Source organism: Chitinibacter tainanensis DSM 15459, assembly GCF_000429785.1.
Lineage (GTDB): Bacteria > Pseudomonadota > Gammaproteobacteria > Burkholderiales > Chitinibacteraceae > Chitinibacter > Chitinibacter tainanensis.
On record NZ_AUCN01000009.1, the window covers coordinates 38,441 to 51,009 of the forward strand.

The following is a 12,569-nucleotide window of genomic DNA, read 5'->3' on the forward strand; positions in this document are numbered from 1 at the left end:
GGGGTGTGAGTGGGGTGGTGCAGATTACTTGCTAGCAGGTTTATTCAGTAACAGCTGCTGCACTTTCAGTACATTCAGGGCTTGCTGCAACTGATAGTCTGATTTAGGCGCCAACTCGCGCGGATTTTCTTCGCTCTCGCTGCTGCTGGCCGCTTTTGCTACCGGTTTTGGCGTCGCTTTCGGCGCGGCAGCTGGGCTTGGTGTGGCCTTGCCGGCATCTTTGTCGGTTGGGTTATCCAGATGGCGGCCCAGATCCGCTTCGCGCAGGCGGAAGGCATTATCTTCTTTGCCATTTAGCGTTGCGTCTTCCACCACGATATCCGGGGTGATGCCTTTGGCCTGAATTGAGCGGCCATTTGGCGTGAAGTAGCGAGCGGTGGTGAGCTTGAGCGCGCTCTTGGCATCAATCGGCAGAATCGTCTGTACCGAGCCTTTACCAAAGGTTTGCGTGCCGACTACCAGTGCGCGTTTGTGATCTTGCAAGGCACCAGCCACGATTTCCGACGCCGATGCCGAGCCGCCATTCACCAGCACCACCAGCGGTACGGTTTTGACTTCTTTCGGGGTGTTTTTGAAATAATCTTTGCCGGCATCGCGCTGATAGAACTGCGGATTGGCCGTCAGGCGGATTTTCGCATCCGGGGTGCGACCCTCGGTGTAGACCACCAGTACGTCTTTAGGTAGGAAGGCCGCAGATACACCGACTGCGCCATCCAGCAAGCCGCCCGGATCATTGCGCAGATCGAGCACCAAGCCTTTCAGCGGCGCTTTGTTTTCCTTGTACAGCTCGTTAATGGACAGCGCGAGGTTTTCGGTGGTTTTTTCCTGGAATTGGGTCACGCGGATGTAGCCATAACCCGGCTCAGCTAGCTTGGATTTCACGCTTTGGGTTTTGATAATGGCGCGTTTCAGGCTGATCACCAGCGGTTTGGATTCGCCTTTGCGCAGAATCGTGAGCGTCACGCTGGTGCCGGGTTTACCGCGCATTTTCGATACCGCTTCGTTCAAGGCCATGCCTTGCACCTGTGCGTCATCGATTTTCATGATGTAGTCGCCGGCTTTGATACCTGCGCGGAAGGCCGGGGTGTCTTCGATCGGCGATACGATGCGCACCAGCCCGTCTTCCATATTCACTTCCAGCCCCAGCCCGCCAAATTCGCCCTGGGTGCTCTCTTTCAGATCTTTGAAGGCTTCTTCATCCAGATAGCTGGAATGCGGATCCAGCCCGGTCACCATGCCTTTAATCGCTTCGTTGATCAGCTTTTTATCTTCAACGGGTTCGACATAGCTTTGTTTAATCAGGCCAAACACGGTCGAGAAAGCGCGCAGCTCGTCGATCGGCAGTGGATTGCCGCCGGCTTCTTTATTGGCAACGGCGTTATACGACAAACTCAGTACGGCGCCGAGGCCGGCACCGGCCGCCAGAAGGCTGATTTTTTGCCAGCGGCTGTATGGCTTGTTGGACATCCCTGTTTTTTCCTGTGGTCTCGGGTTTATTTGGCCCACTGTTGCGGGTCCAGAGGTCGGCTGTTGTAGCGGATTTCAAAGTATACGCCAGATTCTGCCATGCCACCGCTGTTGCCCACGGTAGCAATCACATCGGCGGGTTTAACGCTATCGCCCACCCGTTTCAGCAGGCTTTCATTGCCGCCGTACAGGCTCATATAGCCGCCGCCATGGTCAATAATCAGCAGATTGCCAAAGCCACGCAGCCAGTCGGCAAACACCACCCGGCCGGTGGCTACCGCGTGCACGGTTTGGCCGTTGTTGGCTTTGATCATCACCCCTTTCCAGGTGCCACCTTCCCCACGTGGTGCACCAAAGCGGCCAATCACCGTGCCACGGGCGGGCAGGGCTAGCTTGCCCTTGAGTGCGGCGAAATTACTGCCAGCCTGGGCCGGATCAGGTAAGACTTCATTGGTTTTGCCGCTTTCTTCTTTCGGCTCGGGTTCGGGCGTTGGGATCGGTTTACCGGCGGCTTTGGCGGCTTGCTCTTTCATGGCTTGGCGCGCAGCGCGTTCGGCTTTGGCCTTGGCTTGCGCCTCGGCACGTTTTTTCGCTTCTTCGCGTTGTTTGGCCAGCTGGCGGGCGCGCTCGGCTTCCTGCTGGCGAATGATGGCATTCAGGCGTTCGGTCAGTGCGGTGAGGCGTTTTTCATCGGCTGCCAGTTTTTCAATCTGGTCGCGCTGCACGGCAATCTGCTTAGATAATTTGCTGACCACCGCCTGTTTTTCTTGCTGTTCGTTCACCAGCAGGGCGCGTTGCTGTTGTTTATTGCGGGCAATGTCTTGCAGCTCGGCGTTTTTCTGGCGGATTTCTTCCGCCAGCTGGTTAAGCTCGCCAAGCTGGGTTTCCAGCTGCTTGGCCAGTGCCTGTTGCGCACGAGCGAGGTGTTTGTAATAGGTCAGGTCACGGCTAACTTGGTTGGGGTCTTTTTGGTTCAGTAGCAGGCGCCAGGCTTCGAGCTGGCCGGTTTTGTAGCGACTGGCCAACAGCTGGCCCAGCCGATCTTGGCTGGCGCGAATGTGTGTGCGGGTGCGGGCAATGTCGGCCTCGAGGCGTGCCAGCTCATTGCTGGTGAGCTCGCGCTGTTGGGCTAGCTCACGCAAGACGCGATTGGCTTCGGAGATGGCTTGCTCGGAATCTTTGAGCGCATCGGCCGCTTCGCTGCGCGATGACTCATTGGCGGTGAGCTGTTTTTGCAGTTGCTGAATCTGCCCACGTAGGTCTTTCAGCTCGGCCTGTTTGGCTGCACGGTCTTTGACCGCATTCTGGCTAGGGGTTGGGCTCGGCTTAGCCGCCGCGAACCCGAACGGGGTGGCGAGCAAAAAAAACAGCGAAACAAGTAAACGTCGTGGCACCGGTTGATCCGTCAGGGGAGGCTACGAGTGCATAACTTTACTTGATTCGCCGTGTTCGCTAAACCCAATTACGACTTTTTACAGGAAATTGATCAGCGATTGACCCGTCATTTCCTCAGGCTGAGACAGACCCATCATCGCCAAGAGCGATGGGGCGATGTCTTTCAGCGCGCCGCCCGGTGACAAGCGGGCTGGACGGCCGATGTAGCAGAACGGTACTAGGTCGGTGGTGTGCTGGGTATGCGCCTGGCCTGATTCTTTATCGAACATCATTTCGCAGTTGCCGTGGTCGGCGGTGATCAGTACTTCACCCCCAGCCGCCAATTGCGCGCTCACCACGCGGCCCACGCACTCATCCAGTGCTTCGACCGCTTTCACCGCCGCAGCGAAAATACCGCTATGACCGACCATATCGCCATTGGCGTAGTTACAAATGATGGCGGCGTATTGCTTGCTGTTGATCGCATCCACCAATTTGTCGGTGACTTCCTGGGCTGACATTTCGGGTTTTAGATCGTAAGTCGCCACTTTGGGTGATGGCACCAGGATGCGGTCTTCACCGGCGAATTCTTTTTCTTCACCACCGGAGAGGAAATACGTAACGTGCGGGTATTTCTCGGTTTCGGCGATCCGCAGTTGTTTCAGCCCCAGGCCGGCAATGTATTCACCAAAGCTGTTTTTCACTTTTTCTTTGGTGTAGGCCACTGGGTGGCTGTAGGCCGAGCCGTAATCGGTGGCCGAGCAGAAGAAGGCCAGTTGCGGCTGGCGTTGTGGATGTTCAAAGCCATTAAAATCGGCTTTGGTCAGTGCGGTGGTGATCTGGCGCGCACGGTCGGCGCGGAAATTCATGAAGATCACCGCATCGCCATCGGCCATCTGGGTAGGGGTGCCAATTACGGTGGCCGATACAAATTCGTCGTTTTCATCGCGGGCGTAGGCGTCTTTCAGGCCTTCCAGTGCCGTGTCGGCAGCGTACAGGCCGACCCCATCAACCAGCAGTTTGTAGGCAGGCTCGACGCGCTCCCAGCGGTTATCGCGATCCATCGCCCAGTAGCGGCCTACGATACCGGCGATTTTGGCACCATTGGCATCACACACGGTTTGCAGACGTTGCAGATACACTTCGGCGCTGCGCGGTGGGGTATCGCGGCCATCAAGGAAAGCGTGCACGCGGATGTCGCTGACACCGGCTTGGGCGGCGGCTTCGATGATGCCGAAAACGTGGTTTTCGTGGCTATGTACGCCACCATCCGACATCAGGCCCATGATGTGCAGGGCTTTGCCATTGGCTTTGGCGGTGTCGATGGCTTGTTTGAACACCGGATTATTGCCGATGGTTTTGTCGGCCACATCACAGTCGATGCGGCTGATATCCTGTTGCACGATGCGGCCGGCGCCAATATTCAGGTGGCCCACTTCCGAATTACCAAACTGGCCAGCTGGCAGACCCACGAATTGCTCAGAGGCATTGATGGTGGTGAAAGGGTATTGGCTAAACAGGCGATCGAAATGGTGTTTGCGGGCGTGCAAAATGGCATTGTCATCTCCGCCGGTGCGGTAGCCAAAGCCGTCAAGAATAAGTAGTAATACCGGAGTAATCTGTTGCGACATGACAAAGTCCTATGGTGATTCGCAGTGACCTTGCTAAAATACTCAGCTGTCTGGTGGTTGCGAATAGATTTCAAACACGGTTAGTATTCTAACTCAAGCGAAGGCAATCTCGCCGCTATTTGGCATTATGCTGATACGGCTCAAGTCTGCCCGCCAACAATACCAATAAAAAGAATTCACGATGATTGATTCGATTGAAGAAATGGATGATGAGCACATCGACCAAGCGTCACGGGCGATGAAAGCGATGTCGCACCCGCTGCGGCTAAAAATTCTGTGCGTGCTGGCTGATCAGGAAGTCAGTGTGCAGGATATTGTGGAACGGGTGGGTACCACCCAATCCAATATCTCCCAGCATTTGGCGCTGATGCGCGAGAAAGGCGTTTTGCGTACGCGCAAAGACGCTAATCGCGTGTACTACCGGGTGGGCGATATTCGCACGCTAGTGGTGGTGGCGATGATGCGGGATGTATTCTGCGGATTCTAGTATTTCTGCTGGTTTGGCGGGCAATACCCCGCCAGAGTATGCCAAGCGCCCCATGGGGCGCTTTTTCTTTTTCTGCGCTTTAGCCGCGTGCGGCGATTAGCGTGCGTTCAGCAGACGCTTGATCTGCTCTTCCAGTTGCGCGTGGCTGATTTTGCCTAAATGCTGGTGCACCCGCTGGCCTTTGCCATCAAAAAAAACGGTAAATGGCAGCCCGCCCATGGCGTTGCCTTGCTGGCGCATCAGCTGCATCGCGCTATCGCCGCCGATCAGAATCGGGTAGTTCACTTTGAGCTGCTTGGCAAACTGCGCCACGGGCTGCGGCTCATCAATCGCGATCCCGATAAACTGAATCTTGCCGGCGTATTGCTTTTGCAGTGCCACCATTTCCGGCATTTCCTGCCGGCAGGGGCCGCACCAGGTGGCCCAGTAATTCACGATCACTGGCTTGCCTTGCCATTGCTGCAGGGCCTGGCTTTTGCCTTGCGGGTCGGGCAATTTAAGCGCCCAGAGCGGGTCGCTGGCGTAGCTCAGACCGGTTAGCAAACTGGCTGCCAGCCAAAGAGTCAGACGGTGAGTGAAACGCATAAGGTGCTCGCTGTGTCAGTTTGGCCGGGGGCGCCGCGCCACCCGGCGTGGGGTTAGGGCAGACTGCGTAAAGTGGCCAGGAAGGCGCTTGGGGCTTGAAAACCAATCACCCGGCGCGGCAGCTCTTGCCCGGCGCGATCATAAAAAATCAGTGCCGGCGGCCCATAGAGCTTGTAGCGCGCGAGTAGCTCAGCGTCGGCTGGGCTATTGGCGGTGACATCCACGCGGATGAGCTGATAATCAGCCAAGGCTGCTTGCACCTCCGGCTGGCTCAGGGTTTCGCGCTCAAACTCGATGCAGGCCACACACCAGTCGGCATAAAAATCCACCATCACCGGCTTGCCTCGTGCAGCCTGTAGCGCGCGATCGAGCTCGGCGCTGCTGCGCACGGTTTGCATGGTTAAAGCATGAGCGGTGGTGCTGGCGGGCAGATAGGGGCTCCAGAGCGGGCGGGCAATCAAGATTGCCATCGCCAGCATGCCGATGCCGAACACGATTTTCACGCCCTGCATCACGCGCCCGGATAGGCGCGGCAACACGGTGGAGCCAAACGCCCCGATCGCCAGCAGCGGCAGGCCTAGCCCCAGTGCCATCATGTATAGCGCGCTGCCGCCCAGCAGTAAATCGCCGCTCTGGCCGATATAGGCCAGGGCCGCCGCCAGCGGTGGCGCGATGCAGGGGCCAATAATCAGCGCTGACAGTAGACCCATCAGCAATACTGACAGCCATTGCCCGCCGGGCAGGCGCATTGAGAGTTCATTCAGGCGGCTTTGCCAGCCCGCTGGCAGTTGCAGGCTAAATAGCCCGAACATCGACAAGGCCATCAGTACAAAAAACAGCGCAAACAGCGCAATTACCCATGGCTGCTGCAATGCCACCACCAGCAAAGTACCGGTGGCTGCCGCCGCCAGCCCGATGGCGGTGTAGGAAATCGCCATCCCTTGCACATAAACGAAGGTGAGGCCAAAGGCATGCCAGCGGCCACGCTGCGGCCCACCGATCACAATGCCCGACACAATCGGGATCAGCGGATACATACAGGCGGTGAGCGCCAAGCCAATCCCGGCGAGGAAAAACACCCCCAGCGTGCCCAAAAAACTACCCCCGAAGTAGTCAGGTTCGGGGGTGGTGTCGGTGGGGCTGCTTTGGCCGAAAAGTTGTTTGAGGGCTGGGGGCTTACTGCTTTGCCCTGGCTGCAAGACTTGCGTTTGAGGTGGGTAGCAGATGCCGGCTTCGGCGCAACCCTGGAATTTGATATTGAACGGTTGCTGGTCGGCAATCGGCTGATTGCTGCTCACGCGCACAATCAACGCATTATGAAACACCGCCACTTTGCCAAAGCTGGGGTCGTCTTTGATTTCGCCCTGAGGTATCTGCGTGGAGAGCTGATGACCATTGGCGCTGATCGAGATACGGTCACGATAGAGGTAGTACTTGGGCGCAATCGCGAAGCGGATTTCCACCGTGTTGTCGTTAATTTTCACAATCGACGGTTTAAACGCCTGCTCGGGCGGTAAAAAGTCGCTACTGGCTTGGGCGATGATTGAAATCAGGCCCAAGCAGGCCCATGTCATTAGGGTAAGTAACCAGCGGTGCAGCATCGTTTATTGCGTTTCCTGTGCCAACCATGCGAGATAACTGGCGCTGCCAGCCACGATGGGCAGGGCAATAATCTCGGGGATTTCATAGGGATGATGGGCCAATAGCCAAGCCTCCAGGGCTGGGTAAGCTGCGCGGGTGGTTTTAATCATCAGCGGAACTTCTAGGCTGGTTTCGACACCATCATGCCAGTGGTAGATGGACTTTACCGAAGGCAGTAAGTTCACACAAGCGGCCAGCCGACCGGCAAGCAGGCCCTGCGCCAAAGTGGTGGCGCTGGCCTCGTCGGGGCAATTACACCATACTACCAGCGATTCTGAAGGAGCATTCATGCCGTATTTTATCCTGGCCAGCGTGCTGGCTTATCCGTTTCTGGAAATCATGTCACTGATCTGGCTCGCTGACCAAATCGGCGGGCTGGCAACCTTGTTGGTGGTGCTGGCCAGCTTTGCCGCTGGTGTCCTGATGTTGCGCCACCAGCGCCTGGGCGTGGCCATGACGCTAATGAACGATCTGCGCAGTGGTCAGATCGGCTGGCATAGCCTACTCAGCGTGGCCCGCTATTATATCGCAGCGGTGCTGCTGATTATTCCCGGTCTGCTGGGGGATGTGATTGCCATTGCGCTGCTGCTGCCGTGGGGCCGGCAAGGCGTGCCGTTTCAAGCGCGCCCGACTGCTGCGCGCGAAGAGGGCGTGATTGATGGCGAATACCGCCGCGTAGATCCGCAGGCCGATCCTCATCAGCGCCGTATTGGCGAGTAAGCCTTATTAGGGCTGCTTTGCAGGGCAATACCCGGTTGGGTATGTTGTGAAGTAGTGCTGTAGGTGGTGATTGAGCAGGCTTGCGCTCTCGCCGGCGATGGGCTGCGCGGACATGTGAAGTGACCCCAAGCAAAATCTAGTCACCCCGCGGCAATAGGCGCGATCGAAATAAAAAACCGCAGTCCAGCTGCGGTTTTTGGTTTGATGCGCGGCTGCTTTAGCCGATGATCTGCACGCCTTGCAGAATAATCACTTCCAGCTGGGCGATGACCACATTCAAAATCAGCTGAATCAGCAAAATCAGCACCATCGGTGAAATATCAATCCCGCCAATCGGTGGAATGATTTTCTGAATCGGCCGCAAAAACGGCGCCGTCAGGCCGGTGAGCGTGGGCATCAGCGGGTTGTACGGTGACAACCAGCTCATCAGCACTTGCCCGATCACCGCCGCAAATAGCAGATACAGCGACATTTTGATCAGCTCTAGCGTGGCCGTGAGCCCCAGTGCAATCAGCGAGCCGGCGGCCGAAAAATCAAACGGCCAGGGTGTAATCGCCAACAGCAGCGCATGCATCACCAGCGCCGTTACCCACGCCATGACCAAGCTGGTGCTGTCGTAGCCTTTAAAGGGCGGAATCAGTTTGCGTACGGGCAACACCAGCCAGTTGGTCAGTGCCAGTACAAACTGCCCCAGCGGGTGACGGAACGACACTTGCGCCGCTTGCAGGTAAAAGCGCGCCAGCAACAGCAGAATCAGAAATTCCAGCAAATTGCGGATCAGAAAATCCAGAATGCCTGTCAGCATAGGTCTCTCCCGGGCCGGGGCTTAGGGCTCGATGTCGCGGCCGAGCTCTTCGCCCAGCTCGCGCGAACGCGCAGCCGCTGCCGCTGCGGCGGCAATAATGGTCGAGCGCACCTGGCTGGTTTCCAGCGCTTTGATCGCCCGCTCGGTGGTGCCGCCTTTGGAGGTCACTTTTTGCTGCAAAGTGCCCGCATCATCGGCGCTATTGAGCGCGAGTTTCACAGCGCCGGCAAAGGTTTGATAGGCGAGTTTGTGCGCAATGTCGGGGCTAAAGCCTTGCGCCCGCGCGGCGGCTTGCAGCGCTTCCATAAAATAGAAAATATACGCTGGGCCACTGCCAGAAATCGCGGTAATGCCATCAATCTGGCTTTCTTCCTCAACCCATACCTGTTCGCCAATCGAGGCCAGAATGCGGCTGGTGAGGGCGCGATCGGCTTCGCTCACGGCTTCGCTGGCATACACACCAGAAATACCGGCTTGCACCAAGGCGGGGGTATTGGGCATCACGCGAATGATTCTGCTGTGTCCCTGCAGGAACCGGGAGAGGGTATCTACGCGAATGCCCGCAGCGATCGAGATCACCAAGGCATTACCCAGATGTGGCAATACTTCGGCGGTCACCGCTTTAAACTGCTGTGGTTTCACCGCAAACAGCACCGCTTCGCTGGCCGGAAAGGCCTCGCCGGGGGCTGAGGTGCTGATGCCGTATTGTTGGGTCAGCTCGGCGCGTTTGCCAGCATCCGGTTCGATCACGTGGATGTCTTGGCTACTAAAGCCTTGGTTTAACATGCCGCCGATCATGGCGGTGGCCATATTGCCGCCACCGATAAAAGTAATAGTCATTCCGCTTCCTGTGTTGGGTAGTGGCGGGTGCCAAAAATGGCGGTGCCAACCCGAACTAAAGTTGAGCCATGCGCAATTGCCAGATCCATATCGCCTGACATCCCCATCGAAAGGGTGTCCAGCGCGAGGCCGTGCGCTTGCAGCATAAGCTGACATTGTTTCAGCATTTCAAACTGTTTGGCGAGCTTTACTGTATCCAGCGTTGCCTCGGGGATGCACATCAGCCCGCGTAGCTGCACTCGCGGTAACAGGCTGATGGCTTGCGCCAGTGGCAGTAATTCCTCGGGGCTGACGCCGGATTTACTGGCCTCCCCAGAGACATTCACCTGCAGGCAAAGTTGCAGCGGCGGCAGCTGAGCTGGGCGCTGCTGGCTGAGGCGTTCGGCAATCTTTAGGCGTTCAATGCTATGCACCCAGGCGGCACATTCGGCCACCATGCGGGTTTTATTGCTTTGCAGCGGGCCGATAAAGTGCCAGATCAACTCCGGGCAATCGCTGAGCTCGGCGTGTTTTTGCTGTAACTCTTGCGCATAATTTTCACCAAATGCGCGCTGGCCCGCCGCGTACAGCGCGCGCACATCGGCGGACGAAAAGGTTTTACTCACCGCCAATAAAGTGATTTCTGTCGCTTTTCGACCGCAGGCCGTGCTCGCAGCGTCGATCCGGCTCTGTACGCCTTGCCATGCTTCAAATAACGTTGCCATAATGAACAGAATTTTGTCAGGCTCAAACGCCGCTAGCCTAATAAATACGGGCTACGCGGGGCTGTCGCGAATGGATGAGAGGAAGAATTATAAATGGAAATTTCAGAACTCTTAGCGTTTTCAGTTAAGAATAAGGCTTCCGATCTGCATTTATCAGCCGGCTTGCCGCCGATGATTCGTGTGCATGGTGATGTCCGGCGGATTAATTTGCCGCCGATGGATCACAAAGATGTGCACGACATGGTGTACGACATCATGAACGATGGCCAGCGCAAAATTTACGAAGACACGCTGGAGTGCGATTTCTCCTTCGAGATCCCTAATCTCGCGCGTTTCCGGGTGAATGCCTTTGTGCAAAATCGCGGTGCTGGCGCCGTGTTCCGGACGATTCCTTCCAAAGTACTGACGCTGGAAGAGCTTAACGCCCCGAAAGTATTCCAGGATATCGCCATGAACCCGCGCGGGCTGGTGCTGGTGACAGGACCTACTGGCTCGGGTAAATCCACCACCTTGGCGGGGATGATCAACTTCATCAACGACAATGAATACGGCCACATCCTGACTGTGGAAGACCCGATCGAGTTTGTGCACCAATCGAAAAAATGTCTGGTCAACCAGCGTGAAGTGGGCCCGCATACCATGTCGTTCTCCAATGCGCTGCGCAGCGCCCTGCGGGAAGACCCGGATGTGATTCTGGTGGGCGAGATGCGGGATTTGGAAACTATTCGCTTGGCACTGACCGCGGCGGAAACCGGTCACTTGGTGTTTGGTACCCTGCACACGAGTTCGGCGGCAAAAACCATCGACCGGGTTGTGGACGTATTCCCGGCGGCGGAAAAAGAAATGGTGCGGGCGATGCTCTCTGAATCATTGCGCGCGGTAATTTCGCAAACGCTGCTAAAAACCAAAGACGGCACCGGCCGGGTGGCGGCGCATGAAATCATGATCGGGATTCCGGCAATTCGTAACCTGATTCGCGAGAACAAAATCGCGCAAATGTATTCGGCGATCCAGACGGGGTCGCAATTTGGCATGCAAACGCTGGATCAGTGCCTGCAAAACCTTGTCCAGCGCAATATTGTTTCGGTGGGCGAAGCGCGCAATAAAGCCGCGATCCCGGATAACTTCAAAGGCTAAGCCCGCTAGGTAGATGCAAGATGGAAAAAGAACAAGCCGCCAAATTTATGCATGACTTGCTGCGCCATATGCGCGCCAAGAATGCATCCGACCTGTTCATCACCGTGGATTTTCCGCCGGCAATGAAAATCGATGGCCGGGTAACGCCAGTCTCCAATCAGCAGCTCAGCGTGCAGCACACCAAAGAGCTGGCGCGAGCGATCATGAATGATCGGCAGGCCGAAGATTTTGAGGCCAATAAAGAGTGTAATTTCGCGATCAGCCCCGGCAATATGGGGCGCTTTCGGGTGAATGCCTTTATGCAGCAAGGCCGGGTCGGCATGGTGCTGCGGACGATCAACTCGGAAATTCCAAAACTGGCTGAGCTTAATCTGCCGCCAGTGCTGGAAGACATCGCGATGACCAAGCGCGGCTTGGTGATTTTTGTCGGCGGTACCGGTTCGGGTAAATCAACTTCGCTGGCAGCGATGATTGGTCACCGCAATGACAATGCTTACGACCACATCATCACGATTGAAGACCCGATCGAATACGTGCATGAGCATAAAAACTCGATCATTACCCAGCGTGAAGTGGGTGTAGATACCGATTCATGGATGGCCGCGCTGAAAAACACGCTGCGCCAAGCTCCCGATGTGATTTTGATCGGTGAGATTCGCGACCGCGAAACCATGGATTACGCCATTGCCTTCGCCGAGACCGGCCACTTGTGTATGGCCACCTTGCACGCCAACTCATCCAATCAGGCGCTGGACCGGATTATCAACTTCTTTCCCGAAGAGCGTCGCCAGCAGCTGTTGATGGATTTGTCGCTGAACTTGAAAGCCTTTGTGTCGCAGCGCTTGATTCCGCATGCCTCGGGCAAAGGCCGCGTAGCGGCGGTGGAGGTCATGCTCAATTCACCACTGATCTCTGAATTGATCTTCAAAGGCGAAGTGCACGAGATCAAAGAAATCATGAAGAAATCGCGTGAGCTGGGCATGCAAACCTTCGATCAGTCGCTGTTTGATCTGTTTGAAGGTGGCCGGATCACATATGAAGATGCATTGCGCAATGCCGACTCGGTGAATGATTTGCGACTGCAGATCAAGCTGAACGGCTCGGATGCCAAAAAACGCGATGTGCTGTCGGGTCTTGAGCACCTGGACATCGTGAAGTAAACCTAGCGCTGCGGGATC

The 12,569-nt window shown here is 56.4% G+C and carries 13 protein-coding genes; 4 read left to right on the forward strand and 9 right to left on the reverse strand.

Going from position 1 to position 12,569, the window contains the following annotated elements:
* Window positions 1–24 precede the first annotated feature (24 nt).
* From G482_RS0101260 to gpmI, 3 genes are all read right to left on the reverse strand, one after another.
* Window positions 25–1,467, reverse strand: a complete 1,443-nt coding sequence (locus tag G482_RS0101260; protein ID WP_028448493.1) for a S41 family peptidase — start codon at window positions 1,465–1,467, stop codon at window positions 25–27.
* A 26-nt stretch (window positions 1,468–1,493) separates the two neighbouring features.
* Window positions 1,494–2,861, reverse strand: a complete 1,368-nt coding sequence (locus G482_RS16850) for a murein hydrolase activator EnvC family protein (protein WP_051258637.1) — start codon at window positions 2,859–2,861, stop codon at window positions 1,494–1,496.
* A 78-nt stretch (window positions 2,862–2,939) separates the two neighbouring features.
* Window positions 2,940–4,472, reverse strand: a complete 1,533-nt coding sequence (gpmI, locus tag G482_RS0101270; protein ID WP_028448494.1) for a 2,3-bisphosphoglycerate-independent phosphoglycerate mutase — start codon at window positions 4,470–4,472, stop codon at window positions 2,940–2,942.
* Between the two features lie 181 nt (window positions 4,473–4,653).
* Here gpmI and G482_RS0101275 point away from each other — a divergent pair, with 181 nt between their 5' ends.
* Complete coding sequence (locus tag G482_RS0101275) at window positions 4,654–4,959, forward strand: ArsR/SmtB family transcription factor (protein WP_034618574.1); 306 nt, start codon at window positions 4,654–4,656, stop codon at window positions 4,957–4,959.
* Between the two features lie 96 nt (window positions 4,960–5,055).
* Here the strand turns inward: G482_RS0101275 and G482_RS0101280 are convergent, their stop codons facing one another.
* Genes G482_RS0101280 through cutA form a run of 3 tightly spaced genes read right to left on the reverse strand, consistent with a single transcriptional unit; the run spans window position 5,056 to window position 7,475 of the window.
* On the reverse strand, window positions 5,056–5,544 hold the full coding sequence (locus G482_RS0101280; protein WP_028448496.1) for a TlpA family protein disulfide reductase: 489 nt from the start codon (window positions 5,542–5,544) through the stop codon (window positions 5,056–5,058).
* A 53-nt stretch (window positions 5,545–5,597) separates the two neighbouring features.
* The gene (gene dsbD, locus G482_RS0101285; protein ID WP_034618577.1) at window positions 5,598–7,145 is read right to left on the reverse strand and encodes a protein-disulfide reductase DsbD; all 1,548 of its coding nucleotides are present in this window, start codon (window positions 7,143–7,145) and stop codon (window positions 5,598–5,600) included.
* A gap of 3 nt (window positions 7,146–7,148) precedes the next feature.
* Window positions 7,149–7,475 (reverse strand): divalent-cation tolerance protein CutA, encoded by a 327-nt coding sequence (cutA, locus tag G482_RS0101290; RefSeq protein WP_028448498.1) that lies wholly within the window; start codon window positions 7,473–7,475, stop codon window positions 7,149–7,151.
* On the opposite strand from cutA, the gene G482_RS16855 reads away from it, so the two are divergent.
* The gene (locus tag G482_RS16855) at window positions 7,474–7,905 is read left to right on the forward strand and encodes an FxsA family protein (RefSeq protein WP_034618579.1); all 432 of its coding nucleotides are present in this window, start codon (window positions 7,474–7,476) and stop codon (window positions 7,903–7,905) included. The genes cutA and G482_RS16855 overlap by 2 nt on opposite strands.
* 217 nt (window positions 7,906–8,122) lie before the next feature.
* Here G482_RS16855 and G482_RS0101300 read toward each other — a convergent pair whose 3' ends face one another.
* The 3 genes from G482_RS0101300 to G482_RS0101310 are packed head-to-tail and all read right to left on the reverse strand — an operon-like array spanning window position 8,123 to window position 10,254.
* Window positions 8,123–8,710, reverse strand: coding sequence for a YggT family protein (locus G482_RS0101300; RefSeq protein WP_028448499.1), 588 nt, complete (start codon window positions 8,708–8,710; stop codon window positions 8,123–8,125).
* 21 nt (window positions 8,711–8,731) lie between these two features.
* On the reverse strand, window positions 8,732–9,550 hold the full coding sequence (proC, locus tag G482_RS0101305; RefSeq protein WP_028448500.1) for a pyrroline-5-carboxylate reductase: 819 nt from the start codon (window positions 9,548–9,550) through the stop codon (window positions 8,732–8,734).
* Window positions 9,547–10,254: a YggS family pyridoxal phosphate-dependent enzyme gene (locus tag G482_RS0101310; protein WP_028448501.1), complete on the reverse strand. Its 708-nt coding sequence runs from the start codon at window positions 10,252–10,254 to the stop codon at window positions 9,547–9,549. Before G482_RS0101310 ends, proC begins: the two co-directional genes overlap by 4 nt.
* Before the next feature lie 93 nt (window positions 10,255–10,347).
* Here G482_RS0101310 and G482_RS0101315 point away from each other — a divergent pair, with 93 nt between their 5' ends.
* Entirely contained in the window at window positions 10,348–11,391 is a 1,044-nt protein-coding gene (locus G482_RS0101315) for a type IV pilus twitching motility protein PilT (protein ID WP_028448502.1), read from the forward strand.
* Between the two features lie 20 nt (window positions 11,392–11,411).
* Complete coding sequence (locus G482_RS0101320) at window positions 11,412–12,551, forward strand: PilT/PilU family type 4a pilus ATPase (protein ID WP_028448503.1); 1,140 nt, start codon at window positions 11,412–11,414, stop codon at window positions 12,549–12,551.
* The last annotated feature ends 18 nt before the right edge of the window (window positions 12,552–12,569 follow it).

What these genes read in the sequence shown, in the direction of transcription:
- G482_RS0101310 (WP_028448501.1), bottom strand. Translation starts at nt 10,254, where the DNA reads ATGGCAACGTTATTTGAAGCATGGCAAGGCGTACAGAGCCGGATCGAC.
- G482_RS0101320 (WP_028448503.1), top strand. Translation starts at nt 11,412, where the DNA reads ATGGAAAAAGAACAAGCCGCCAAATTTATGCATGACTTGCTGCGCCAT.
- G482_RS0101260 (WP_028448493.1), bottom strand. Translation starts at nt 1,467, where the DNA reads ATGTCCAACAAGCCATACAGCCGCTGGCAAAAAATCAGCCTTCTGGCG.
- G482_RS16855 (WP_034618579.1), top strand. Translation starts at nt 7,474, where the DNA reads ATGCCGTATTTTATCCTGGCCAGCGTGCTGGCTTATCCGTTTCTGGAA.
- G482_RS0101280 (WP_028448496.1), bottom strand. Translation starts at nt 5,544, where the DNA reads ATGCGTTTCACTCACCGTCTGACTCTTTGGCTGGCAGCCAGTTTGCTA.
- G482_RS0101300 (WP_028448499.1), bottom strand. Translation starts at nt 8,710, where the DNA reads ATGCTGACAGGCATTCTGGATTTTCTGATCCGCAATTTGCTGGAATTT.
- G482_RS0101315 (WP_028448502.1), top strand. Translation starts at nt 10,348, where the DNA reads ATGGAAATTTCAGAACTCTTAGCGTTTTCAGTTAAGAATAAGGCTTCC.
- G482_RS0101275 (WP_034618574.1), top strand. Translation starts at nt 4,654, where the DNA reads ATGATTGATTCGATTGAAGAAATGGATGATGAGCACATCGACCAAGCG.
- dsbD (WP_034618577.1), bottom strand. Translation starts at nt 7,145, where the DNA reads ATGCTGCACCGCTGGTTACTTACCCTAATGACATGGGCCTGCTTGGGC.
- gpmI (WP_028448494.1), bottom strand. Translation starts at nt 4,472, where the DNA reads ATGTCGCAACAGATTACTCCGGTATTACTACTTATTCTTGACGGCTTT.
- proC (WP_028448500.1), bottom strand. Translation starts at nt 9,550, where the DNA reads ATGACTATTACTTTTATCGGTGGCGGCAATATGGCCACCGCCATGATC.
- cutA (WP_028448498.1), bottom strand. Translation starts at nt 7,475, where the DNA reads ATGAATGCTCCTTCAGAATCGCTGGTAGTATGGTGTAATTGCCCCGAC.